Source organism: Cardinium endosymbiont of Sogatella furcifera (assembly GCF_003351905.1).
Classification (GTDB): Bacteria; Bacteroidota; Bacteroidia; order Cytophagales; family Amoebophilaceae; genus Cardinium.
The window spans coordinates 1,035,306-1,059,665 of sequence record NZ_CP022339.1 but is presented as its reverse complement, the minus strand read 5'-3'; the positions used below and the strand labels follow the sequence as shown (position 1 = coordinate 1,059,665).

General features: G+C 41.1%; 16 protein-coding genes and 5 tRNA genes. 2 read left to right on the top strand and 19 right to left on the bottom strand.

The window, feature by feature from the left end; translation table 11 throughout:
- Positions 1 to 119: 119 nt before the first annotated feature.
- The 3 genes from CE557_RS04730 to abc-f form a co-directional block, all read right to left on the bottom strand.
- The gene (locus CE557_RS04730) at positions 120 to 911 is read right to left on the bottom strand and encodes a porin family protein (protein ID WP_114910416.1); all 792 of its coding nucleotides are present in this window, start codon (positions 909 to 911) and stop codon (positions 120 to 122) included.
- Between the two features lie 383 nt (positions 912 to 1,294).
- Positions 1,295 to 2,797 carry an ankyrin repeat domain-containing protein gene (locus CE557_RS04725; protein WP_114910415.1) on the bottom strand — a complete coding sequence of 501 codons (1,503 nt, stop codon included), beginning with the start codon at positions 2,795 to 2,797 and terminating at the stop codon, positions 1,295 to 1,297.
- 1,016 nt (positions 2,798 to 3,813) lie between these two features.
- On the bottom strand, positions 3,814 to 5,424 hold the full coding sequence (gene abc-f, locus CE557_RS04715; RefSeq protein ID WP_114910413.1) for a ribosomal protection-like ABC-F family protein: 1,611 nt from the start codon (positions 5,422 to 5,424) through the stop codon (positions 3,814 to 3,816).
- Between the two features lie 223 nt (positions 5,425 to 5,647).
- Between abc-f and lipA the strand changes: the two genes are divergently transcribed.
- Positions 5,648 to 6,511: a lipoyl synthase gene (lipA, locus tag CE557_RS04710; RefSeq protein ID WP_114910412.1), complete on the top strand. Its 864-nt coding sequence runs from the start codon at positions 5,648 to 5,650 to the stop codon at positions 6,509 to 6,511.
- 202 nt (positions 6,512 to 6,713) lie between these two features.
- Here the strand turns inward: lipA and CE557_RS04705 are convergent, their stop codons facing one another.
- From CE557_RS04705 to CE557_RS04635, 15 genes are all read right to left on the bottom strand, one after another.
- A complete protein-coding gene (locus tag CE557_RS04705) occupies positions 6,714 to 7,367 on the bottom strand; it encodes a transposase (protein WP_223245896.1) in 654 nt (217 codons plus the stop codon).
- 315 nt (positions 7,368 to 7,682) lie between these two features.
- The gene (gene rpoC, locus CE557_RS04700) at positions 7,683 to 11,978 is read right to left on the bottom strand and encodes a DNA-directed RNA polymerase subunit beta' (protein ID WP_114910411.1); all 4,296 of its coding nucleotides are present in this window, start codon (positions 11,976 to 11,978) and stop codon (positions 7,683 to 7,685) included.
- A gap of 45 nt (positions 11,979 to 12,023) precedes the next feature.
- A complete protein-coding gene (gene rpoB, locus CE557_RS04695) occupies positions 12,024 to 15,863 on the bottom strand; it encodes a DNA-directed RNA polymerase subunit beta (protein ID WP_114910410.1) in 3,840 nt (1,279 codons plus the stop codon).
- A gap of 51 nt (positions 15,864 to 15,914) precedes the next feature.
- A complete protein-coding gene (rplL, locus tag CE557_RS04690; protein WP_114910409.1) occupies positions 15,915 to 16,292 on the bottom strand; it encodes a 50S ribosomal protein L7/L12 in 378 nt (125 codons plus the stop codon).
- A 195-nt stretch (positions 16,293 to 16,487) separates the two neighbouring features.
- Positions 16,488 to 17,027, bottom strand: coding sequence for a 50S ribosomal protein L10 (rplJ, locus tag CE557_RS04685; protein WP_114910408.1), 540 nt, complete (start codon positions 17,025 to 17,027; stop codon positions 16,488 to 16,490).
- A 4-nt stretch (positions 17,028 to 17,031) separates the two neighbouring features.
- Positions 17,032 to 17,718 (bottom strand): 50S ribosomal protein L1, encoded by a 687-nt coding sequence (rplA, locus tag CE557_RS04680; protein ID WP_114910407.1) that lies wholly within the window; start codon positions 17,716 to 17,718, stop codon positions 17,032 to 17,034.
- An 11-nt stretch (positions 17,719 to 17,729) separates the two neighbouring features.
- On the bottom strand, positions 17,730 to 18,173 hold the full coding sequence (gene rplK / locus CE557_RS04675) for a 50S ribosomal protein L11 (protein WP_114910406.1): 444 nt from the start codon (positions 18,171 to 18,173) through the stop codon (positions 17,730 to 17,732).
- A 195-nt stretch (positions 18,174 to 18,368) separates the two neighbouring features.
- The gene (nusG, locus tag CE557_RS04670; RefSeq protein WP_114910405.1) at positions 18,369 to 18,923 is read right to left on the bottom strand and encodes a transcription termination/antitermination protein NusG; all 555 of its coding nucleotides are present in this window, start codon (positions 18,921 to 18,923) and stop codon (positions 18,369 to 18,371) included.
- Positions 18,924 to 19,084: 161 nt separating this feature from the next.
- Entirely contained in the window at positions 19,085 to 19,276 is a 192-nt protein-coding gene (gene secE / locus CE557_RS04665; RefSeq protein WP_114910404.1) for a preprotein translocase subunit SecE, read from the bottom strand.
- Between the two features lie 11 nt (positions 19,277 to 19,287).
- Positions 19,288 to 19,360, bottom strand: a tRNA-Trp gene (locus CE557_RS04660).
- An 82-nt stretch (positions 19,361 to 19,442) separates the two neighbouring features.
- A complete protein-coding gene (tuf, locus tag CE557_RS04655; RefSeq protein WP_114910403.1) occupies positions 19,443 to 20,630 on the bottom strand; it encodes an elongation factor Tu in 1,188 nt (395 codons plus the stop codon).
- Positions 20,631 to 20,725: 95 nt separating this feature from the next.
- Positions 20,726 to 20,800, bottom strand: a tRNA-Thr gene (locus tag CE557_RS04650).
- A gap of 16 nt (positions 20,801 to 20,816) precedes the next feature.
- A tRNA-Gly gene (locus CE557_RS04645) sits at positions 20,817 to 20,889 on the bottom strand.
- 32 nt (positions 20,890 to 20,921) lie between these two features.
- Positions 20,922 to 21,002 (bottom strand) — tRNA-Tyr (locus tag CE557_RS04640).
- A gap of 167 nt (positions 21,003 to 21,169) precedes the next feature.
- Positions 21,170 to 21,991 carry a hypothetical protein gene (locus CE557_RS04635; RefSeq protein ID WP_162790020.1) on the bottom strand — a complete coding sequence of 274 codons (822 nt, stop codon included), beginning with the start codon at positions 21,989 to 21,991 and terminating at the stop codon, positions 21,170 to 21,172.
- Between the two features lie 122 nt (positions 21,992 to 22,113).
- On the opposite strand from CE557_RS04635, the gene CE557_RS04630 reads away from it, so the two are divergent.
- A tRNA-Arg gene (locus CE557_RS04630) sits at positions 22,114 to 22,187 on the top strand.
- A gap of 82 nt (positions 22,188 to 22,269) precedes the next feature.
- Here CE557_RS04630 and CE557_RS04625 read toward each other — a convergent pair.
- The gene (locus CE557_RS04625; RefSeq protein WP_114910401.1) at positions 22,270 to 24,342 is read right to left on the bottom strand and encodes a DNA primase; all 2,073 of its coding nucleotides are present in this window, start codon (positions 24,340 to 24,342) and stop codon (positions 22,270 to 22,272) included.
- Between the last annotated feature and the right edge of the window lie 18 nt (positions 24,343 to 24,360).

Here is a 24,360-nt window from a genome sequence, read left to right as displayed (position 1 = left end):
TCTGTTTTTCTTAATCATCTGTCAGATGACACTTTCTAAAACGCGACTTTTTTCAGGGGCGGTTTGCTTTTAACGTAAAAAACCAGTGAATTGAATAGATACAAAGGGAACGCCAGGTATTAAGCGTATAGCTTAGCAAAATTATAGCCAACAGAAAGATGGAAGGCGTGTACATTAGGCCTATTCTTTTTAGACTCTACATTGCAGAAGTTATAAGGCGCCATACCTTTTATTTCAAGGAGCAAACCACTAGGAAACTCTAAAGAGGTGCCATATATAAAGCCATATTTAAGTCTTTTCTCGCCTTCATTAAAAGGTTCGTCTACAAAACTATCAGTAGTTACAAATTCTTCACCGTTAAAGAGTATTGGTCTTGAGGTTTTTTCACCGTTAACCATCATCTCTCGTTTTATATCACACTTAACAAGATAAAAACTGTGCAGCCCTACGAAAAGACGACCAAGGAAATAATTTTTTTTGAAATCTGGGCAGATCAAAGCAGTCCAGTACCATGTAAAGAGCACAGGCAGCCCAATGGTATGAGTGCATTTCAGGGTACTGATATTACACTTTTCTGTTTCAGAAAGATTTTGGTGTTCCATTAAACAATCAAATCTACTATAGAGTACCTCCATACCTAATCCTATATGATCGTTAAAGGCATACTCCATGTATAGGGCAGCCGCAAACCAAGGGTTCCACTTACCACATTCTAACTTAGCTTGGCCTTGGGATTGATCTGATACTGAGTTTTGGAGTTCTTTATTAATCTCTTGTAAACGCGGAAGGATCATAAAAGAGTTAGCGCCTCCTATTCTTATACCATAGTGCAATTCCTCTGCGGCAACTTTTGGTGATGGCATAAAGGACAAAGCGGTTAAAAAGGCGATACTTTTTTTAAAAAGATTCATTTTAGATTAAAGTTATTGATTGAATGGTTAAATGTTACGCGATTATATTAAGCCTGTAACTGACAATAAGGGATAAATAAACAAAATAAATTCCTATATACCAACCACTGATCCATATCTATCAGGCCCTAAGGGTTCAATCAATGGTGGAGGCTTAAGGGAAATCCTATTTGTTCAAGCCACTAGGTTTTTGCTTACTTTCTTATTAAGAAATAAGTAAAAATAAAACTGCCTTGCTACAACAGTGTCCTGCAGAGACACGAGAAAAGATCGCTATCAAATGTTATTTACACTAGTGATAAATAACTTACTATACTATAGTAGACATGAATGCACTTATACTAACTTATACTTGACTGAGTTGAATAGTTTATAATGGCCCCTTAACGGGCAACTACCAACTGTATTTGACTTAAATAAGCAATATAGGTATTGAGTAGCTCAATTAATTTTCTCACACCTCTACTTTTCGCTACATCCAAAGGAGTTTCTCCTTTGTTATTTTTTATATCTACCCTAGCCGGTATACGACACAAATAGGCTAGCGACGATGGTCTATCACAAGATACTGCTAGATGCAAAGCAGTATCCCCATTGTTGTCCTGTATATTTGGATTACATTTATGCCTTAACAATAATTCAATACAAGATTCTGATAAATCAGCTGTCTTCACCAGGATATGCAATGGAGTACATCCATCAAAGTCTTGTATGTTTGGATTAGCCCCATACCTGAGTAAAAATCTCATTCTACCTTTACCAGGACCATAAGGACTCGTATTACTACTACGCACAAAATAGGGCATGGCACTTACCTTATGTAAAGCCGTCTTACCATTCGCATCTTGCATATTGACATCAACACGCCGCAATAATAGACTAACTAGTGATAGATAGGCAGGATCATTACCGTACTGTCCTTTTGCTAATACTTCATCCAAAGCAATCATAGACCATGATTGCGCTGCATAGATATCAAGATGCCTGTTCATATCATCTAAATAACCAACCTGCTCCAGTACAAGCTTAATGATTTGTCCCCTATGATTATAATTATTCATAGCCATGCACAAGAAACGTATCAGCGCTGCGCCAAGTTGTTTAGCATATGCGTCATAGTCATCTTTAGCCCTACTATAAGACCCCGAATTTCCCTCAGAACTATACTTTTCAATACGGCTCCTGTACCAATCTAACTGCCCCATACAATGGTTTAGAACTGACTCAACTAGATGAATATCACCTACTGTAGAGAGTGCACCCCAAGGATTAGCGAAGATACTGCTTTCGAATAAAGATAACCAAGGTTCATCCTCAAGACGCTTATAGTCTAGTTGAAACAAACATTGCCGAGCATATTTATTCACCATAATGGTGCATAAATCAGGGACTATAGATGGGATATGCCGAATCTTAGTTGCTTGCATACGCTTGATTTCACGCTTAATCCAATCAATATCTAATGTGCCTGTTTTAATTTTTTTACTAATATCATTATCGCTTTGTATTACATAGAAATACTTAAGCTCATCACTATTTAATTGTTCAACAATTTTAGGATAATGCATACGCATTACAAGGAATGGACTTTTCCTAAAGAAAGCTTCTACATTACGATATTGCTTTAATGCTTCCCCAGCGTGCTGACCATCAACCAAAGGAACAGAAAACGATTCTATAAACTGAGATAATGCATAATCTGATTGTAGCTGATAATACCCATATCTCGGATTAAACTTTGCTAAACAATAAGTTTTTAAAGATGGGCGATCCCATGGCACGATAGTGTTGAGGGGATTACAACCAAAAGATAATAAAGAGCAACCACTAAGCCCTATCATATGGACCAGTTGCTTAAACCTATATAAATTGCTTTTACAGAACATTGATTTACTTATTTAGTCGTTCCTGAATTATTACTTATTCACTTGTATATAATAGTAAAAATGATTATATTTACTAAATAATTTAATCAATTTTTTAGTTTTTTATATAAAAGTTTAAAAAATAGGGATACAATTTAAAAAGATAATTATCATAATTGGTGAAAGCTTTTTGAGCAGCGTTTACCTAGTTTGTTTCATCCTCAAGACGCTTTATTCCAGCTATCTGATTCGATTCCTTGGTAATGCTTAGCATGGATTCAGGCTGCGCCTATAGCTATGGAACTAGACAACTTTTTCGTAGATTCGTTTGATTATATATCATCTCATTATCAGTCATATAATAGTATTACTGATACACAAGTGGTCCTTAGATGGGTAGAAAATCCTTATTTAGGATATCTGTATGGGTATGATTAGTTTCAGTTTGCACTACCTTGCCATCCTAGTTCATGAACCCGCTGGCGGCAGAGGCTGGGTCAAAAAGGGCTTTATAAAATCAGGTTTATGGTCCATAGCACTAGCTGTGAAAAAAAATAGTTAGCACCAAAGAACTTGAAAAAGCGATAGGCAATACTACTGTATGTGTTCAGCGCAATGGCGTCAACTTAAGGCTTGTATATTATTGATTTTTAAATAAAAAATTATTTTAATTGGCGTTTGCTTCCATTGCGTCAATTTAAAGGGCTTATGGCCGCCGATAAAAAAACTTGGCGCTTCAGTAAACTGGTATTTTTCTGACGAACTATTGTTCAACGGATTAGAAAAACAGCTCTTGTTTGAAGCCCACGCAGTGGGCGAACTCTGTTTTTCCCGCTGAACAATAGTTCGTTTCATTACTTTTACTGCGTACCAACTTTTTATTGGCGGCCATGAGCAGCGGCGTATACACATTAGCCATTTCTATCGCTGTGTTAGAATAGATATTCCTTAAGTTGACGCCATTGGCTAAACACATACAACAATACTTCAAGGACAACAACGTAGTTTACCAAACACAAAGCAGATGGATATTCCATCTAACTTAAATTGACCACTTCTTTAAATTCTTCGTAACTGCCGGGAAATACCTTTACTTTTTTGTTTTCGATATACCAAATCTTATTGGCCACTTGTTGGATAAAATTACGGTCATGGGATACAAACAAGCAGGTGCCTTCATATTGCTGTAGGGCTTGCCCAAGTGTATCAATAGACTGAATATCTAAATGGTTGGTGGGTTCGTCGAGTAATAGAAAGTTGGCTTGAGAGAGTAGTACAGTAGCTAAGGCCACACGTGCTTTTTCACCACCGGAGAGCACCTCTATTTTTTTAAATACATCATCTTTGGTGAAAAGAAACATCCCAGCTATGGTACGCAACGCTTGCTCGGTACGTTCGGCTCCACTACTGCTGCTATGGGCACGCAAGGCCTCTATAATGGTATGTTGTAAATTTAAGGCTTCTAACTGATGTTGGGCATAAAAAGCCATCTCGACATTATTACCCAAACTTCTTTGCTGCTGCTCAGCGGCCTCATGCTCGGCTATGATACGCAATAGGGTGGTTTTACCACGGCCATTGGCACCGATTAAAGCAATTTTATCACCCCGGTTGATTGCTACAGTGGCATCTTTTAGAATCGATACGGGACCATAGGATTTATTGATTTTTTCTATCACAGCAACAATCTTACTGGGATTTTGTTTGATGGAAAACTGGAACTTGATGGTTTTGCGCTGCGCAGAAGGGGCCTCTATTTTCTCTACTTTATCTAATGCCTTAATCCTAGACTGAACGAGCTTGGCTTTACTAGCCTTAGCTCTAAAACGATCAATAAATTCTTGTGCGTGTTTGAGCTGTTTTTGTTGATTGGCATAGGCATTTTCCTGTAACACACTCCTTTCGGATTTTTGTATTTCGTAGTCACTGTAGTTGCCTACATAAATGGTAAATTTTTTATCCGTAATCTCTACAATTTTAGTGGTCGTACCATCTAAAAAACTTCTATCGTGGGAGACGACTATAAAAGCACTATCGTAGTTTTTTAAATAGGCTTCTACCCATTTAATGGAAACCAAATCCAAGTGGTTGGTGGGCTCATCCAATATCAACAAAGCAGGCTGCTGCAAAAGGAGCTTGGCAAACATAACCCGCATGCGCCACCCTCCTGAAAATTCAGACAGGGAACGATCCAAATCTTTCGTAGTAAAACCCATCCCCTCTAACATCGCCTCAGTTCTGGACTGCATATCATACCCGCCTATCCGCTCAAATGTTTCTTGCAGGTTCGATAACTGCGTTAGCAAATCATCGGAATAATTGACCTCCATTTGTTGACACAAAGCTTCAATCTTTTTTTGCGTTGCCAAGGCTTCTCGGAAGGCTTCCATGGCTACATTCCGAATGCTGTCCTGAGATTGATAGGAAAGCAAGTCTTGGTTCAAAAAGCCAATAGAACATTCTTTCCTTCGGGTTACTTTGCCACTATCTGGCGTGAGGTCACCGGTAATAATCTTTAATAAAGTAGATTTTCCTGCTCCATTAGGGCCTATTAGGCCAATCTTATCTTTGGGTTTAATATGCAATGAAGCTGCATCATATAAAGTGCGCTTGCCCAAATGATAGGTAAGGTCGTTGATTACAATCATGGAATTTTATTGGCTTTTTTCGAGGGTATAGCTAGGGACCACACCGCAGGAAATGGTATGCAAACCGTTCTATGGCATAAGCTCCAAATATAAGATAATTTTCACTATTATAACATGATGATTACATAGATATTTATGTGGCCTAAGCCTTAACTTAGAGAGGAAAGGTAAATATTGTAGCAGTTTTTGATATATTGGGCTTTCTAAGCTATAAACCACTCGTATGAAAGAAACCACCTTACCGATGCCCCCCCCCCAACGTCCAGATTGGTTGCGGGTTAAATTACCAATAGGTAAGCACTATAGAGCGGTACGTGCTATTGTAGATCAACACAAACTACATACCATTTGCACCAGCGGAAATTGTCCGAATATGGGTGAATGTTGGGGAGCAGGTACGGCTACTTTTATGATATTGGGGAATATTTGCACGCGCAGTTGTGGCTTTTGTGCAGTAGCTACTGGAAGACCTACTGCGTATGATAAGGATGAACCCAAACGGGTCGCACAAGCGATTCATCTGATGGGGGTGAAACATGCGGTAATTACCTCGGTAAATAGAGATGAACTAAAGGATTGTGGCGCAGAGATTTGGTACCAAACGGTTAAGGAAATCAAGGCTTTGAATCCTACTACCACTATAGAAACGTTAATTCCAGATGTGAAGGGGATTTGGTGGGCACTAGAAAGGATGATTAGTGCGGGTCAAGAGGTAGTCTCACACAATATGGAAACGGTAGAAAGGCTCTATAAAAAAGTACGCCCGCAGGCTAAATATGCCCGAAGCCTAGAGCAACTTAAACGGATTAAAGCATATGGGAAACGATCTAAATCGGGTATTATGCTCGGATTAGGTGAAACAGATGCGGAGGTCTATCAGGTGATGGATGACCTACGGGCGCATGACTTGGATGTCTTAACGCTGGGGCAATATTTACAACCTACCAAGCAACATCTTGAAGTGGCTGCTTTCGTACATCCAGACAAATTTGCCCATTTTAAAGAAGAGGGACTCAAGCGTGGATTTGCTTACGTGGAGTCTGGGCCACTTGTACGCTCGTCCTACCATGCAGAACGACATGTATAAGTATCTGGTATCTGTTCACGCACTATGTTAATAAGCAAATTTTTTGTTAGAAAAATATTTCATTTTTAAGGTTTATTTTGATTGAGATGTGGATTTATGGATAACTTGATAAAGTTATCCATAAATCCACATCATAACTGTTATATTTTTAATTTATATTCATAATCAAATAATCAACTATTATCTTTCCTGTTTAGGCAGGCTAAGGGCTGACTTTTAGTTTAGATACATGGCCATCTACATAAAAAGTATTGTCGCGCATAATAGCAAATACTTGTCTAATAAGCTTGTTAGCTACTGCAATCAGTGCCACTTTACTAGGCTTACCCCTTGCTTTTAACCGCTCATAAAAGTCCTTACAGGACTTATTAAAGCGTATAGCTGACCAAGAAGCTATATAGAGCAAAGAACGCAATCCCGGGTTGCCATGACGATTAATATGGCCTTTTTTTCTTACCGATGAGCCTGAATGTTCATAAGTAGGCGCTAGCCCAATGTATTTAGAGAACTGCTTAGCACTTTCAAAATGGTGACCGCCACCAGTGCCAACGATAAGCTCCATAGTGGTTCTATCCCCAATACCTTGAATAGAACTGATCTGTGTGTAGAGTTCTTTACAGCGTTCCTGTGTAATAGTAAGCATTTCTTGCTCTAAGAATGCTATTTGTTCTTCTAAAGAAGCTATATTTTGATTGATCACTTTTAAGGTTACAGCATCTGTTTTAGGCAACACACTAAAAGATTCTAACAAATTATAAGACATCGTAAGTTGTTTCTTCAACTGTGCAAGAAGTGTTTTTTGTTGCTTTAAGGCTTGAATACTTGCTACAGGCATTTGGTAGGATTTAGGTTCCATCTTAGCACCATATAAAGCAATAAGTTTGGGTAGAGTAGAGCACTGGCGCGGTGAAGTATAGGACCAGGTTTATCCGTGTCCATCGTTTCCGATTTCGTGCCTAAATAACCCAATCTCTCTTTCCCGTTTCCAGCACCCCCTCGTCGCACCGTACGTGAGGTTTTCCCTCATACGGCGCACGGATCGTCTTCTTCGTCTGCATTACGTCCATCTGTATCGCACCCGATAAGCTCCTACATTGACTAATTTGGGGATAAAATGCATTATTAACCAATATCGTGAACAGATGCTTTTTTTATATCTATCACTACGTACCTACCCCGCTGTTGCACCCGCTTTAGCAGCTACCAAAGCCTCATATTCGCTTTTAGAGTTGACAACCAACTTTTCGTAACGGCGCATACCCGTTCCAGCAGGAATCAAATGACCTACAATAATATTTTCTTTCAATCCTTTTAGCCTATCATACTTGGCACTAATACCTGCATCACTCAACACCTTAGCTGTTTCTTGGAAAGAAGCTGCAGATAAGAAACTTTCTGTAGCCAAGGAGATTTGGGTAATACCTTGCAGTTTTGGTTGCGCAACGGCCAATTCTACTGGTTTGGCTTCAACAGCCACCAACCCCTGCTGCTTTAGTTTATCATTCTCTTGTTGCAACCTACTAGAGGAGATAAATTGCCCTTGCTTAAATAATGTAGAATCACCAGGCTTGAGCACAATAGATTGATCACGAACCCTATCATTCTCTTCAAAGAACTTAACCTTATCAATCACCTGCCCATGCAATAGGGTCGTATCGCCTGGATCCAGTACCTCTACCTTACGCATCATCTGTTTAATGATGATTTCAATATGTTTATTATTGATTTTCTCACCTTGTAAACGATATACGTTTTGTAGCTCATTCATAATGTATTCCTGTGCAACCAGTGGACCTTTTGTAACCAAAAGATCAGCAGCAGCTACCGCACCATCTGTAATCACCTCCCCTACTTTTACATAGTCGTTGTCTTGGACCAAGATATGCTTAGACAATGGGATCATATACTTGACCTGTATGCCTTCTTTAGACTCAATAAAAATTTCTCTATTGCCTCTTTTAATACCCCCATAGGTTACCACGCCACTTAACTCACTAATAAAAGCTGTATTGGCAGGCTTTCTAGCCTCAAAAAGCTCCACTACACGAGGTAAACCACCTGTAATGTCTCGAGATTGATTGATGATACGAGGCACCCGAGCAAGCACCTCTCCTTTATGGACCTTGTCCCCTACTTCTACGGCTAACTGCGCTTTCACAGGAAGGGTATACGAAGCAATGGTTACACCTGCCTCATCACATAAGACTACACTTGGATGTTTGGTTTTATCCCTAGACTCAATCATGACCTTTGCTTTCCGGCCGGTTTGTTCATCAAATTCTTCTTGATAGGTAATCCCTTCTTCAAGGCCTAGGAAGTTCACGACGCCATCCTGGGTAGCCAATAATACCACATTATAAGGATCCCAATGGTAAAGCTCTTGATCATAGCTTACCATTTGATTGTTTTTGACTTTAAGATGTGAACCATAGGGTAAATGGGTACTGGTCAAGACTTTTCTTGTATCTGCATCCAAAATTTGTAGCTCCGAAGAGCGGCTCATAACAACTTCCACGCCCATTCCATTTGCATCTATATAACTGGTCACCATTAGGTCTTCAAAGTTGACAACCCCTGCATACTTGGCTTTAACCTTCGCATCAACGGTCACATTAGACGCAATACCTCCGACGTGGAAGGTTCTCATGGTAAGCTGTGTACCAGGCTGCCCAATAGATTGTGCCGCAATGACCCCAACTGCCTCGCCCACAGATACCATATTGCCTGTAGCTAAGTTGCGCCCATAACATTTTACACAAACCCCTTGCGGTAAATCACAGGTCAAGACAGAACGTACCAAGACGCCTTCTAGACCAGCTGCTTCTATGCGCGCAGCCATTTGTTCATCAATGCCGTTGCCACGTGCAACGAGCAAAATGCCTGTTTGGGGATCCAAAATATCTTCGACTACTACACGCCCGAGAATACGTTCTGAAAGTGATTCAACCACCCTATTCTCTACTTTCACAGCGGTTACATGAATGCCTTTAAGGGTACCACAATCCTCTTCCACAACAGTTAAGTCTTGTGCTACATCGACCAACCTTCTCGTTAGATAACCTGCATCCGCTGTTTTTAAAGCGGTATCCGCCAAACCCTTTCTGGCACCATGCGTAGCAATAAAATACTCAATCACATTCAACCCCTCTTGAAAATTAGAAATAATAGGGTGTTCAATAATTTCTCCTACTGCGCCTTGGGTACTTTTTTGAGGCCTACCAATTAAGCCTTTCATACCGCCTAACTGACGTACCTGCTCACGGGACCCCCTTGCACCAGAAATCATCATCATATAAACGGAGTTAAAAGCATCTTGATCTTGCTCTAACTGTTCCATGAGCTGATTGGTAATACGGGTATTGGTTCTGGTCCACACATCAATTACTTGATTATATCTTTCATTATCGGTGATCAAACCCAACATATAATTACCCCAAATAGATTCCACTTCTGCAGTAGCTTGGGCAATGAGTTCATTTTTATTAGCCGGTATCTTTACATCATCAAGACCAATAGTCATCCCTGCCTTGAATGCAGTGTTAAAGCCTAAAGCTTTAATGTTATCTAAAAACGCAACGGTAACGACTGTACCAAATTGACTGTACATGTCGGTTACAATACGCTGCATGTTGCGCACATTAAGGGTCTCATTGACAAAGGCCATGCCGGCTGGGCAATATTCGTTGAAGAGTACTCTGCCAACCGTAGTCTCTATGAAACGATAGGCAACGCTGCCATCTGCATGCGCAATAGACAAACGTAGCTTAATATAAGCATGCTTTGAAACCTTTTCATGGGCCAAAGCCATCAATACCTCCTCAGGTGCATAAAAAGACATACCCTCTCCTAATACCACATCACTGGACCTACTACGCCTTCCTTTGGTGAGGTAATGCAAGCCTAAAATCATGTCACGGGAGGGAATGGTAATAGGAATACCATTGGAAGGATTCAATACATTATAGGATGCCAGCATCAGCAATGAAGCTTCGGCAATGGCTTCCTGTCCAAGGGGAACATGGACGGCCATTTGATCTCCATCAAAGTCGGCATTGAAAGCAGTACAAACCAAAGGATGCAATTGAATGGCTTTACCTTCAATTAATTTAGGTTGAAAAGCTTGGATACCCAATCGATGAAGGGTAGGTGCACGGTTCAACAATATAGGATGGCCTTTCAATACATTCTCTAATACATCCCAAATAACAGGGTCTTTTTCCTCTATTAATCTTTTGGCAACTTTTACAGTTTCTGCTACGCCACGCTCTATAAGCCTGCGTATGATAAAAGGCATAAATAACTCAACGGCCATCTCTTTAGGTAGCCCACACTCATGCAAGCGCAACTCAGGCCCTACCACAATAACCGACCTGCCGGAATAATCCACACGCTTACCAAGCAAATTCTGCCTAAAACGACCCTGCTTCCCTTTTAACATATCTGAAAGGGACTTTAATGGTCGAATGCCCTCTGAAGCAACAGAATTTACTTTACGGGAATTATCAAATAAAGAATCAACGGCTTCCTGCAACATACGCATTTCATTGCGTATAATAATCTGAGGAGCCTTAATGTCCAATAACCGCTTGAGTCTGTTGTTTCTAATAATCACCCTTCTATAGAGATCATTTAAATCAGAAGTAGCAAATTTACCACCGCCTAATGAAAAAAGAGGACGTAACTCAGGAGGAATGACTGGCAAGATACGCATCACCATCCACTCTGGACGGTTTTCTACTTTTTTATGGACATCCCTAAAGCCTTCTACAATTTTTAGCCTTTTGACAACTTCAATGCGGCGCTGCTGTGAGGCATCGGTCAACAGCTGTTCGCGCAAATCAACGGAAAGCTTTTCTAAGTCAAGCCCCTTGAGCACCGCTTCAATCGCTTCTGAACCAATTAGGGCAATAAACTTATTAGGATCTGAGTTACTCAACAATTGGTTTTCTGGAGGCAGCTGATCTAAAATATTAAGGTACTCATCCTCAGATAACAGATCCATAGCGGCTACCCCCTCATCTTTTTTGATACCAGGCTGAATCACTACATAACGCTCGTAGTATACAATTTGTTCTACTTTTTTAGTAGGTATACCAAGCAAATAGCTAATCTTACTAGGGAGGACTCTAAAATACCAGATATGGGTGACCGGAACTACCAACTCAATGTGGCCCACCCGTTGCCTACGTTGCTTTTTTTCTGTAATCTCAACGCCACATCGATCACATACAATGCCTTTATAGCGAATGCCTTTGTATTTGCCACAATGACATTCCCAATCTTTTACAGGGCCAAATATACGCTCACAAAACAACCCTTTCGTTTCGGGTTTATGTGTTCTATAGTTAATGGTTTCTGGTAGGGTCACTTCCCCTGATGAACGCGACAAAATAACCTCTGGAGAGGAAAGACTAGCAATAATGCCAGAAAATTGAGTGGATTGTGCCCTATTTCTTTTAAACTTCATACGGTTAAAAGCGATGTTAAATATGGAATGTCAAACTGACTACTATCATACAAGTGTAATTTCAAGCCCTAGGCCTCTTAGCTCATGAATCAATACATTAAATGATTCGGATAAATTGGGCTTTGGAATATTATTACCTTTCACAATGGCTTCATAGGCTTTAGATCTTCCGACTACATCATCTGATTTGGTATTGAGCATTTCTTGTAATGTATAAGCAGCGCCATAGGCTTCCAATGCCCATACCTCCATTTCACCAAATCTTTGTCCACCAAATTGGGCTTTACCACCTAATGGTTGCTGGGTAATCAAAGAATAAGGCCCTGTAGAACGTGCATGCATTTTATCGTCTACCAAATGGGCCAACTTGAGTAGGTAGACCACGCCAACGGTAACTTTTTGACTAAATGGCATACCCGTTCCACCATCATAAACGGTTGTTTTACCAAAAGTAGGTAAGCCAGCTTGATCTAACTCACTGGAAATCTGATCTAAGCTCATCCCCTCAAAAATAGGATTGATATACCGTTTACCTAACTGATCACCGGCCCATCCTAATACGGTTTCATATAACTGACCTAAGTTCATACGCGAAGGTAAGCCCAATGGACTCAATACAACGTCTACCGGTGTACCGTCTGCTAAGAAAGGCATATCTTCTTGAGGCACTATTTTACAAACAATGCCTTTATTACCATGCCTTCCGGACATCTTATCACCCACCTTAAGCTTTCTTTTTTCTGCAATATAGACCTTCGCTACTTTTACCACCCCCTTGGGTAGCCCATCACCTGCTTCTAGTGTAAATCGGTCACGTTTAAAACGTACAATAGAGGCCACACACTTTTTAACATAGTTACTTGCAATACGCTGCACCAGCTCATTTTTAGATGGATCAGCTGTCCAATTACTCCATACAAGATCCCCAAGTAAATTGGCTTCTGCAGGCACATTGTACAGGGATTCATCACGATAGATGTTTTTAGAAGGAAAAAGCTTTTCAGCAATTAATAAGGAGGTGAGTTTGGTACCCTCTGCTATAATCTCATCGCCAAATTGGTGATAAATACCACTAGTAACGATGTCATCTAACACAATGGATAACTTTTTAATGGCTATATCTCGTAGTTTGAGCAAATGCTTGGTATGTGCCCTTTTTAATAATTCTAGTTCTTTTTTGATTTTTTCTTTACTTTCCTTACTCCTTTCGGGGCTAGAGAAAATTTTCGTATCGATGACAATACCTTCCATACCAGATGGAACGCGCAAAGAGGTATTCTTAACATCGCCTGCTTTATCACCAAAAATAGCTTTCAAAAGCCTGGCTTCTGGGGTAACATCTATCTCTCCTTTTGGGGTAATTTTACCAATTAATATATCGCCTTCTTTGACTTCTGTACCTACCTTTACAATACCATCCAGATCCAACTTGGCAATCGCTTCTTCACTTACATTTGGAATTTCATTGGTCAACTCTTCTGCACCAAACTTGGTATCTTTTACCTCCAGAATAAATTCCTTGATATGAATAGAGGTAAAGACATCATCCCGCACAATACGTTCAGAAATGACAATACCATCTTCAAAGGTATATCCCTTCCAAGACAAGAAGGCTACTTTTAAATTCTTACCTAATGCCAACTCGGCATTTTTAGTCGCATAACCTTCACAGAGCACCTGACCTTTTTCTACCCGACTTCCTTTAGCAACAATGGGCGATAAGTTAATGCAAGTACTTCGATTGGTACCTCTAAACTTATCCATGGAATAGGTCACCGAAGCTTCATCAAATGCAACGAGCGCTTCTTCTGCTGAGCGGTCATATTCCACCACAACTTTTCTACTATCTACATAAGTAACCATACCACTACCTTCTGCAGTAGGCAAACCCCTAAACTCTTTTGCTACTCTTTTTTCTACACCGGTGCATACAATGGGTACATCTGGGCGAATCAAAGGAACGGCCTGACGTTGCATGTTAGAACCCATCAATGCACGACTGGCGTCATTGTGCTCCAAAAATGGAATCAAAGAAGCAGCCACTGAAGCAATCTGGCTACTGGAAACATCCATATAATTAACCTGCTCTGGTTTTACCAACGGATATTCATCTCCATTGCGGACCTTTACACGGTTATCTAGCATAACGCCATCTCGATCCATCCTTATATTAGCCGGAGCAAAATTGCCATGCTCTTCTTCTGCTGCATTAAGGTAACAGATGTCACCGCTTAGATCTACTTTACCATCCGCTACCCGGCGATAAGGTGTTTCAATAAAACCCATACTGTTGACACGTGCATACATGCAGAGAGAGGAAATCAAACCAATGTTCATACCCTCTGGTGTTTCAATGGTACACAGCCTGCCATAATGGGAATAGTGCACGTCACGGACCTCAAAACCGGCCCGGTCCCTAGAAAGTCCCCCAGGTCCTAACGCAGATACACGGCGCTTATGGGTAATCTCTGCGAGTGGATTGACTTGATCAATCAACTGAGACAGTGGATTAATGCCAAAGAAAGAATTGATGACAGAAGAAAGGGTACGTGCGTTAATAAGATCTGCTGGCTTAAACAGCTCATTGTCTCTAATATTAATGCGTTCCCGAATGGTTCTAGCCAACCGAGAGAATCCTACGCCAAATTGGGTAAAAAGTTGCTCGCCAACCGAACGAACCCGGCGATTGCTTAAGTGATCAATATCATCTACTTCTGCTTTACCATTGACCACTTTGATGAGGTAATGAATAATTTGTACAATATCTTCTTGTGTCAAGACACAAGTCTTGATTGGAATGTCCAGGTTTAATTTTTTATTGATCCTATAACGACCTACCTCACCCAGGGTGTACCGCTTACTGCTAAAAAAAAGGCTTTCTACTACTTCACGCGCAGTTTGCTCATCCGGTGCCTCCGCATTACGCAACTGACGGTAAATTTGCTCTATGGCCTCCTTGGTATCATTGGTCGTATCTTTCCCAAAGGAATTATAAACCAGGTGGTAATCCGCATATACTGCTTCTGATTTATGCAAAATAATAGAAGCAACTTCAGCAGATAAGATCACCTCTATAACGGCTTCATCCAATACCGTATTGCGCTCTACAAGGACTTGATGGGTGGTACGTAGATATTCTTCACCAGTTTCTTCATCCACATAACACTCCTCACAGCTTTTTAAAACCCGAGCAGCCAACTTACGACCCATCTGTTTTTCCAGCACGGCTCTAGTGGCCTTTACCTCATCGGCAAGGCCAAAGATATCTAAAATATCTTTATCGCTACTATAACCAATGGCACGCAACATGGTGGTAATGGGAATCTTCTTTTTCCTATCTAGGTAGATATACATCACCGAATTGATGTCAACCGAAAATTCAATCCAAACCCCCTTGGCAGGCACCACTTTAGCAGCGTAAACATTTGACCCACTAATGTGTTTATTCTGAAAAAAGAAAATACCAGAAGACTTATGCACCTGAGAAACCACTACACGCTCCACACCACTTAAAATAAAGGAACCCTGATCGGTCATATAGGGTACATTACCCAAAAAAACCTCTTGTTCCACACCTTCATACTTTCCAGTATGCTCATCATTTTGCAATAAGCGTAATTTTGCTTTCAAAGGAACATCATAGGTCAACCCACGCTCAATACATTCCCGAGGCGTATATTGGGGAAGCTCTAAATTGTAATCAATAAACTCCAGGATATAGTTCCGCTTAGCGTCTTCAATAGGAAAATGCTCCATAAAAACCTTATAGAGCCCTTCATTGATTCTATTCTCTGGACTAACACCCAGTTGAAAAAAGTCCCTAAACGACTTTAACTGGATTTCAAGCAAATCAGTATAGTTTGCAGGGGTATCAGCAGAAGGCATATGGCAATTTTGTTTACTAGATGGTTTTTTCTTCACAAAGGTGTGACCAGGTTACTTTAACTCAACCTCTGCACCAGCCTCTTCTAACTTTCTTTTTATCGTCTCTGCTTCTTCCTTAGGAAGGTTTTCCTTCATCGTACCTGGCACACCATCCACAAACTCCTTCGCTTCTTTCAGAGTCAACCCTGTGATTTCTTTTACCAATTTAACCACTGCTAGCTTAGCAGCACCTCCTGATTTTACAACCACATCAAAGGTTGTTTTTGCTGGTGCTGCTTCAACTGTAGCAGCAGGACCTGCTGCCATCATCATAGGAGCGGCAGCAGCAGGCTCAATACCATAGTCATTTTTCAAAATATCAGATAGCTCGTTTGCCTCTTTAATCGTTAACTTAATAAGTTGTTCGGCTAAAACTTTTAACTCGGCCATAATTTATAAAGGTTTATACAATTTAGATAGATATAAAAATACAGTAACGCTCCTTAGACGTCTTTCGAGACGCTACTGGTCATTTGCACGTTGATCCGGTGTTACACCCCCACGTATAGCTCGTAGGCTGCGTTTTATGCGCCGTGTCGCCTACAAGCTCCTCCGCATAAGCGGGCTACGAAAGTAGTACGCTTGTTAAGCGGATGCTTTCGATAAAGTTTCTACTACGCCCATTAAACGTCTTTCTCCAGATTGAATCGCTGCCACAACATTTAAGATAGGTGCTTTCAAAAGCGCCATGATATCGCCCAAAATCTCCTCTTTGGATTTTAGGTTACTCAATGCATCTAAGTGTGTCGCGCCAATAAATAGATCACCATGAATAGCCGCACCTTTCAACACCGGAAAACTTAATTTTTCAGCTTCCAAAAAAGCTTTTAACATTTTTCCGGGAGCACGCCCACTGTCACGGCTAAACAAAATACCAGAAAACCCTTTCAGTACACTTGAAAAAGTGCCCGCATAGGCGGCACATTTTTCAGATCGTTCCAGCGCCTTCTGGATCAATGTATTCTTAGCTACTTGATAAACTATATTTTGGTCCGCACAATTTTTTCTAAACTTGTTTACCTGCTCCACGGTGAGACCCATAGCGTTTATCACATAAAAACAGTCAAAAGTGGAAAATTTTTCCACTAGACCTTCAATAACCTGTAATTTTTCTTCTCGTTTCATTTTTCTAAAGCCCAACGGCAATGCTCCTATCTACGAAAACGCCTCTACTCATCGTGCTAGAAAGGCTAATACTATTTACATAAAGCCCTTTTGAGGAAGCAGGCTTTAACTTAACAATTGCTCGTAACAGCTCCATCACATTCTCGACGATCTTTTCTTGGGAGAAAGATACACGACCTACACTACTATGTACAATGCCATACTTATCCACCTTAAAGCTGACCTTTCCGCTCTTAACCTCTTGGACCATCTTAGCCACATCCATGGTTACGGTACCAACTTTAGGATTAGGCATTAGACCACGCGGGCCTAATATTTTACCCAACTTGCCCAGTTTAATCATAACGGTTGGCATAGTAATAATCACATCTACATCCGTCCACCCCGCGGCTATCTTTTCTATATAGTCATCTAACCCTACATAGTCAGCGCCAGCCTGTTTGGCTTCCTGCTCTTTATCAGCTGTACAGAGCACTAAAATTCTGCAAGATTTACCCGTTCCATGTGGCAGCAATACCGTTCCTCTGACCATTTGATCAGATTTTTTAGGATCCACACCCAAACGAACGGCAACATCCATGGAGGCATCAAACTTTGTAAAAGTATTTTTTTGCACCAGCTGAACAGCCTCGTTTAAATTATAGGCTTCTTTGGAAGCAACCGTACGTTTATCTCTTTTTTGAATGGCCATTTTCCTATCTTTTATTTAACCCAAGGGGCAGCACCTTGTATCGTAACACCCATACTTCTTGCTGTTCCAGCGATCATGCGCATGGCGGCATCTACATTTAAGGTATTTAAATCTGGAAGTTTATCCATTGCAATTTGCTTAATCTGCTCCCAGTTAATCGTGGCCACCTTACGCCTATTGGATTCAGGGGAACCTTTTGTGATGCCCGCAAGTTTCATAATAGAAACAACAGCAGGGGATGTTTTAATAATGAAGTCAAAAGACTTATCTTGATAAACGGTAATGATGACCGGTACAATTTCTCCTTGTTGATCCTTTGTTCTAGCATTAAACTGCTTACAGAACTCCATGATATTGATACCCTTACTACCCAATGCTGGACCTACTGGTGGAGATGGATTGGCTGAACCGCCCTTAACCCGTAACCTTACATAACCTAAAACTGGCTTAGACATAACTATATGCATTTTATAAAAATCATTGGCGCAGATGCGCCCCCCGCGACTAGATTGCTTGCGCAACGCGCTTATGCGGAAGGACTTGCAGACAAAACGATGCACAAAACCATAACGTAAGCGCTATACGTGAGGATATAAGCACCGGATCAACGTACAAATGACCAACAGAAGGCGCATTGCCAACATAGTCTATTAAAAAGTCTTTTTAACCTGCGTGTAACTTAACTCTACAGGCGTACTCCGCTCATCAAAAATTTTAACCACCACATTGAGCGTTTTCTTTTCTTCAAAAATCTCTTGCACCTTGCCGGAAAAACCGGAAAAAGGGCCATCTATGATTTCAACTACCTCCCCTAGCGCAAAAATAGCATGCAACTTTAGATCGCTAGGCTCAAGATTCTTGGTTTTACCTATAATACGGTCTACTTCCGCCTGATTCAATGGAACAGGTGTACCACGCCACCCTCTAACCCCTAAGAAACCTAAAGCACCTGTTATACTTTTTAGCAACTGTACCAGAAGCCCATTGGATAAATCTGCTTGCAAGAAAATATATCCAGGAAACAAATGTCTATTTTTTACATATTTTTTCCCAGCACGTATTTCATATACCTTTTCATAAGGTATGAATAGCTCACCAACAACAGACTGTAAATTATTTTTTACAAGCTCTGCGTGCAGATTAGCCTTTATTTTTTCTTCTTGCTTAGCAACTACTTTAAGCACATACCATTCTAACGCATTCATTCAACTCGTCCATTTGATCCCTTTCATAATCTATTTCTAATGGCAATTTTGGTGCCGAAGCTGATCTATACTCCTCAAATACATGTAGCATTCTCCGGTTCGCGACTACGCTGCTCCCAAAAATTGCGCATCACAAATAGGCTATGAAAGAGGTCCATTGTTTAAAAAGCATTATAAAACCAGACAAAAGCTTTTTTTAAAGACCAATCCATGAGCCCAATAAGAAGCGCAAATATAAAGGAGGCTACAAGTACAAGCACCGCACTATTTTGCAACCTATGGTAGGGAGGCCAAGTAATCTTATACCTTACTTCCTGTATCAGATTCTGTATAAATATCTTTGCTTTTGACATATTATTTGATGCACGGGTGGAGAGACTCGAACTCCCAGCCTATGGTTTTGGAGACCACCACTCTACCAGTTGAGCTACACCCGTATTGTTTATACCATGAAATTACAAGCAAAACGAAACCAGCTCTTACTAGGCTAAACAGGCAACTAGCAACCAGGCAAATGAATTATTCAATAATCCCAGTCACCCTTCCAGCACCAACCGTCCTACCGCCTTCACGAATTGCAAACCGCAACCCTACTTCCATAGCAATGCTATGGATAAGTGTAATTTCTAGGTTCACATTATCACCTGGCATAACCATTTCAACGCCTTCAGGCAGTTTTACTTCACCCGTAACATCTGTTGTCCTAAAGTAACACTGAGGCCTATACTTGTTAAAGAATGGAGTATGACGCCCTCCTTCTTGTTTGGTTAATACATATACCTCAGCTTTAAACCTACTATGCGGTTTCACGCTGCCTGGCTTGCAAATCACCATACCACGTTGAATAGAAGACTTATCAACCCCACGCAACAGCAGCCCAACATTGTCACCAGCCTCGCCCCTATCCAAGTTTTTGCGGAACATTTCAACGCCCGTAACTGTAGAAGTCAACTTTTCTGCCCCCATACCAATAATTTCAACAGGACTACTTGTTGTAATCACACCTTTTTCAATTCTACCAGTTACAACGGTTCCACGACCTGTAATGGTACATACCCCTTCTACAGGCATTAAGAAATCTTGATCTACCAAACGCACCGGAAGCGGAATATACGTATCTACTGCCTCCATCAACTCCCCTACTTTAGCTTCCCACTCCGGCTCTCCATTCAACGCACCCAACGCAGAACCACGAATAATAGGGGTATTATCGCCATCAAATTTATAGGTATTCAAGAGCTCTCTAATCTCTAACTCTACCAATTCCAGCATTTCAGGATCTTCTACCAGATCCACTTTATTCAAAAATACGACAATACGCGGCACGCCAATTTGACTAGCCAAAAGAATATGCTCCCTGGTTTGAGGCATCGCACCATCTGTAGCCGCTACTAAGAGAACAGCACCATCCATTTGCGCAGCACCCGTAATCATATTTTTAACATAATCCTTATGGCCTGGACAATCCACATGGGCATAATGCCTATTTTTAGTTTGGTATTCTACGTGCGCAGTATTAATGGTAATACCCCGTTCTTTTTCCTCTGGAGCCGCATCAATAGCTGAAAAATCTTTTTTTTCTGCCAACCCTTCTTTAGATAAAACAGTAGTAATAGCAGCCGTCAGGGTGGTTTTGCCATGGTCAACGTGCCCAATGGTACCAATGTTCACATGGGGTTTTAACCGATTAAATGTCTCCTTTGCCATAGTTTATAATTCTTTAGATTTTCAATAAAATAACGCATTTATCCAATATTTTTTGGATCTACCTACAAACCAACCTCCTCAGCCCTATTCCAAAATGGAGCCAATGACGGGACTTGAACCCGTGACCTCTTCCTTACCAAGGAAGCACTCTACCACTGAGCTACACCGGCCCTATAGAAACCAAAGAGCGGGAGACGAGGATCGAACTCGCGACCTGAAGCTTGGAAGGCTGCCGCTCTACCAACTGAGCTACTCCCGCTTGATTATATCCGTACCCGCCCTGCTAACTAGTGGGGAGAGAAGGATTCGAACCTTCGAAGCTTACGCAACGGATTTACAGTCCGCCCCAATTGGCCGCTCTGGCATCTCCCCAATTGCAGTAAAAAAGTATAGAGAAAATATAATATAGTTACCAACCAAACAGGTCAAGCAAATCTACAAAAAATATTCCTCTCCTACAATAGAAATAAATTCTAGGCACAAAAAACTCTATTTTCAATATTATAAAGCAACCCATACAGCACCACGCCTAAGCTAGGCTATATGAGATCTACATAGATACCGAAAGAAAAAGGCCTAAGCGAATCGGCATGATCAGGACCCTGATTTTTCTCAAAAAGAGGCGTTAAGTGAAACCCACCTGTTAGGCCAAATCGGCTATACCCAATGCCAGCTTGGAAACCCCAAGCATAATGCTTTAAATTAAAATAAGCATGCTCAACCGAAGAAGTCCCTGAATCACTATATTCTTTATAATCGATCAACATCGAAGCACGTCGACGCAAACCAAGCTTAACCCCCAACCAAGTATGAAACCCTGCCTTAGGGTCATCTAAAACACTATTAAACCGTAATCTCAACAACAAATCAATAAAAGGAATATTAAGTGCAGCACCCAATATAGTCTTACCTTGCTCATGCTCCATTGCTTCACACACTGTACGCGATTCCGACTTCCTTGTGAGCCTTGGATAAACCCGCTTACCCTCACCATCTTGACCTTCTGTACCCGCAAAAGCATAATGCAATGTACTCCAACCCACCCCTGCACAAAAAGCAAAACGAGATTGGTTGAGGCGTATAGCATATAACATAGCTCCATTTCCACGCAATAAACCAGACCAATTCAATTTTTTCATGCTATGAAACGGTATAGATTGATTCGAACTTAAATTGTATAAATAATCCATCCGCAACAGCTCCAACATAAGGCTGGGATAATTTTGTACAAGTGGCAAGTAAGCATCAGATGGATCTTCCAGGCTATCCACAGCGACACGCGCTGGCTCATCAACAGCAACTACATGGGTAACATGCGTAGAAATAAAAAACAATAACAAAGGAAGGAGCTTCTTTTTCATGTAGATAATGATATTATAGTGCATAAATATTACTTAACAAAGGTACTTTTTTTTTTAAATATGTCAAAACATTACTTTGAAATAAATTTTTGTTTGTTAAATTTGCATAACAGTTTAAGGATGGACTTGTAGCTCAACTGGATAGAGCACTGCACTACGGATGCAGCGGTTAGGGGTTCGAATCCCTTCAAGTCCACAAGATCACGCATCCAACCGTTCCAACTTAAGGTTTTTTTGCCCACTTTTTTATCAAGAAAAAAGTAAGAATAAACATTCCTTTACTGCACCACCACGGTACCAAGTTGCCGGGCAATGCTGCACTCAGCATCTTTAAGCAATTGATGGACTTTGAGTAGTTGCATCTCTTCATCTGCAGACAATGCTTGTGTAAGGGCTGCTCTATTTTCCTCAATAAGTTCTTGTACCAAACGAATCTTTAGCCGAAGAATAACCTCTAAGCTGAGTCTTTGTGCATTTTGCCCCTCTTCCATCGTATAAATGCCATATTTTTTGACCCAAGCTTCACTAATATCATGCGGGGAAGCGGTTAAATCAATGGCTATTTTTCTAATGGCTGCTTCCTGACTATCTAAACAGCATTGCATATCTACCAAACCACCTTGCTGAGCAACTTCTTTACAATACTCAAAAAGTACTTTGCACGCAGTAGATCTAAAGGTTACATCCGCTAACTCCAAGAAAATATAGGTATACAATGGTTTGCCTTCAGCTACTTTTGTTGCACCATAGGCCAATAGAATACGCATAATTTCTCGCTCATAGGCTTCAATGCTTGCTGTAAGCTTACTGGTTAAAGGAAGGTTTTTAGGGTCTACATAGGGGTTGGTTGTGGGCCTGCCCTGAGGTGTAGTAAATGTTTTTTTTTGCCGCCACACTGGCGTAGATTTATGCAGTAATGCACGATAGGTCGTTGCAAGCACCGCTTCTTCTATAGCAAAAAGCTTGCTACATTTTTTCAAAAATAGGGTGCGCGCTATTTCATCTGGAATAGCAACAATGCTTTGCACAATCTCCCGTATTGCTTTTGCTTGTGCTACTGGACTCTGTTCAACAGACGCATTAAGTAAAAACCCAGCCTTAAAGGTAATAAAGTCTTGCGCAGAACAATGGATATAATGATTAAAAGCATCTACGCCTACCTTACGGAGATAACTATCTGGATCCTCCCCGGAAGGCAACAATATGACCTTGACCTCAAGACCCTTGGTTAATAATTTATCTATGCCACGCACCGCAGCTTGCATACCCGCTTGATCTCCATCAAAAACCAAGGTCACCTTAGCGGTAAAACGATAGAGCGCGTCTATCTGGATTTCTGTAAGCGCCGTGCCGGCAGAAGCAACTACTTGTTCTACCCCTGCCCTATGAAAGGCCAATACATCGGTATACCCTTCCACAAGGTAACAATTGCTGGCCTGCCTGATGGATTGCTTGGCAAAAGAAAGCCCATATAGCAAGCTCCCCTTTTGGTAGACCAGGGTTTCGGGTGAATTAATATACTTAGGGCTATCTACAGCAGTAGACTGCTTACGCACCTCGGTTGCTAATGGCCATCCGGGTATCGGATCTTGCCTACGATCGGCACATACAGCCACATATGCCGGAGCACTCGATTGTACTGCTTCTAAAGATTGCACATCACAAGTAGGTTGCGCAAACGTAACCATATGACGCGCACCAAAGGCAACGACTTGTCCGCTACCATTATGAATAGGAAACATCAACCTGCCTCGAAAACGGTCATAAATCTTCGTACCATTTTGGACCACCAAGCCTGCCGCAACCAATCGCTCTAAGGTTACGCCTTTTCCTATGGCAAAGGTATAGAATCCATCCCAGCTATTCAGGCTATACCCTAACGCAAACTTTTTGGCCATTTCAGGTTGAATGGCCCGTTGCGCCAAATAGGGCAGGGCTACTGCAGCTGCTTCTGGATGATGCCACAGCAGATCTGTATAATAATTCTTAGCTAAATTCAATAGCATATAGAGACTTTCTTTGGCTTGATAAGCCTGCAAGTCCTGTGTATGCTCTTCCGCTGATGCAACCGGTATGCCATACTTTTGGGCAAGAGCGGTAATGGCCTCTACAAAGGTAACGCCCTCTATCTGTTGTACAAAATTGATAACATCTCCAGCAGCATCACATCCAAAACATTTGTAAAATCCTTTTGTAGCAGATACCGAAAAGGAAGGGGTCTGTTCATGATGAAAAGGACAACAGGCCCAAAAATTTTGCCCTTTTTTTTTAAGGGATACAAAATCAGCTACGACCTCTTCAATGCGCGCAACACGCTGAACGGCTTGAATGGTTGTTTGACTAACGATCATAGTAAGTACATTGGGGCA

Coding starts and splice junctions, on each gene's coding strand:
- CE557_RS04730 (WP_114910416.1), bottom strand. CDS start 911: ATGAATCTTTTTAAAAAAAGTATCGCCTTTTTAACCGCTTTGTCCTTT.
- CE557_RS04725 (WP_114910415.1), bottom strand. CDS start 2,797: ATGTTCTGTAAAAGCAATTTATATAGGTTTAAGCAACTGGTCCATATG.
- abc-f (WP_114910413.1), bottom strand. CDS start 5,424: ATGATTGTAATCAACGACCTTACCTATCATTTGGGCAAGCGCACTTTA.
- lipA (WP_114910412.1), top strand. CDS start 5,648: ATGAAAGAAACCACCTTACCGATGCCCCCCCCCCAACGTCCAGATTGG.
- CE557_RS04705 (WP_223245896.1), bottom strand. CDS start 7,367: ATGGAACCTAAATCCTACCAAATGCCTGTAGCAAGTATTCAAGCCTTA.
- rpoC (WP_114910411.1), bottom strand. CDS start 11,978: ATGAAGTTTAAAAGAAATAGGGCACAATCCACTCAATTTTCTGGCATT.
- rpoB (WP_114910410.1), bottom strand. CDS start 15,863: ATGCCTTCTGCTGATACCCCTGCAAACTATACTGATTTGCTTGAAATC.
- rplL (WP_114910409.1), bottom strand. CDS start 16,292: ATGGCCGAGTTAAAAGTTTTAGCCGAACAACTTATTAAGTTAACGATT.
- rplJ (WP_114910408.1), bottom strand. CDS start 17,027: ATGAAACGAGAAGAAAAATTACAGGTTATTGAAGGTCTAGTGGAAAAA.
- rplA (WP_114910407.1), bottom strand. CDS start 17,718: ATGGCCATTCAAAAAAGAGATAAACGTACGGTTGCTTCCAAAGAAGCC.
- rplK (WP_114910406.1), bottom strand. CDS start 18,173: ATGTCTAAGCCAGTTTTAGGTTATGTAAGGTTACGGGTTAAGGGCGGT.
- nusG (WP_114910405.1), bottom strand. CDS start 18,923: ATGAATGCGTTAGAATGGTATGTGCTTAAAGTAGTTGCTAAGCAAGAA.
- secE (WP_114910404.1), bottom strand. CDS start 19,276: ATGTCAAAAGCAAAGATATTTATACAGAATCTGATACAGGAAGTAAGG.
- tuf (WP_114910403.1), bottom strand. CDS start 20,630: ATGGCAAAGGAGACATTTAATCGGTTAAAACCCCATGTGAACATTGGT.
- CE557_RS04635 (WP_162790020.1), bottom strand. CDS start 21,991: ATGAAAAAGAAGCTCCTTCCTTTGTTATTGTTTTTTATTTCTACGCAT.
- CE557_RS04625 (WP_114910401.1), bottom strand. CDS start 24,342: ATGATCGTTAGTCAAACAACCATTCAAGCCGTTCAGCGTGTTGCGCGC.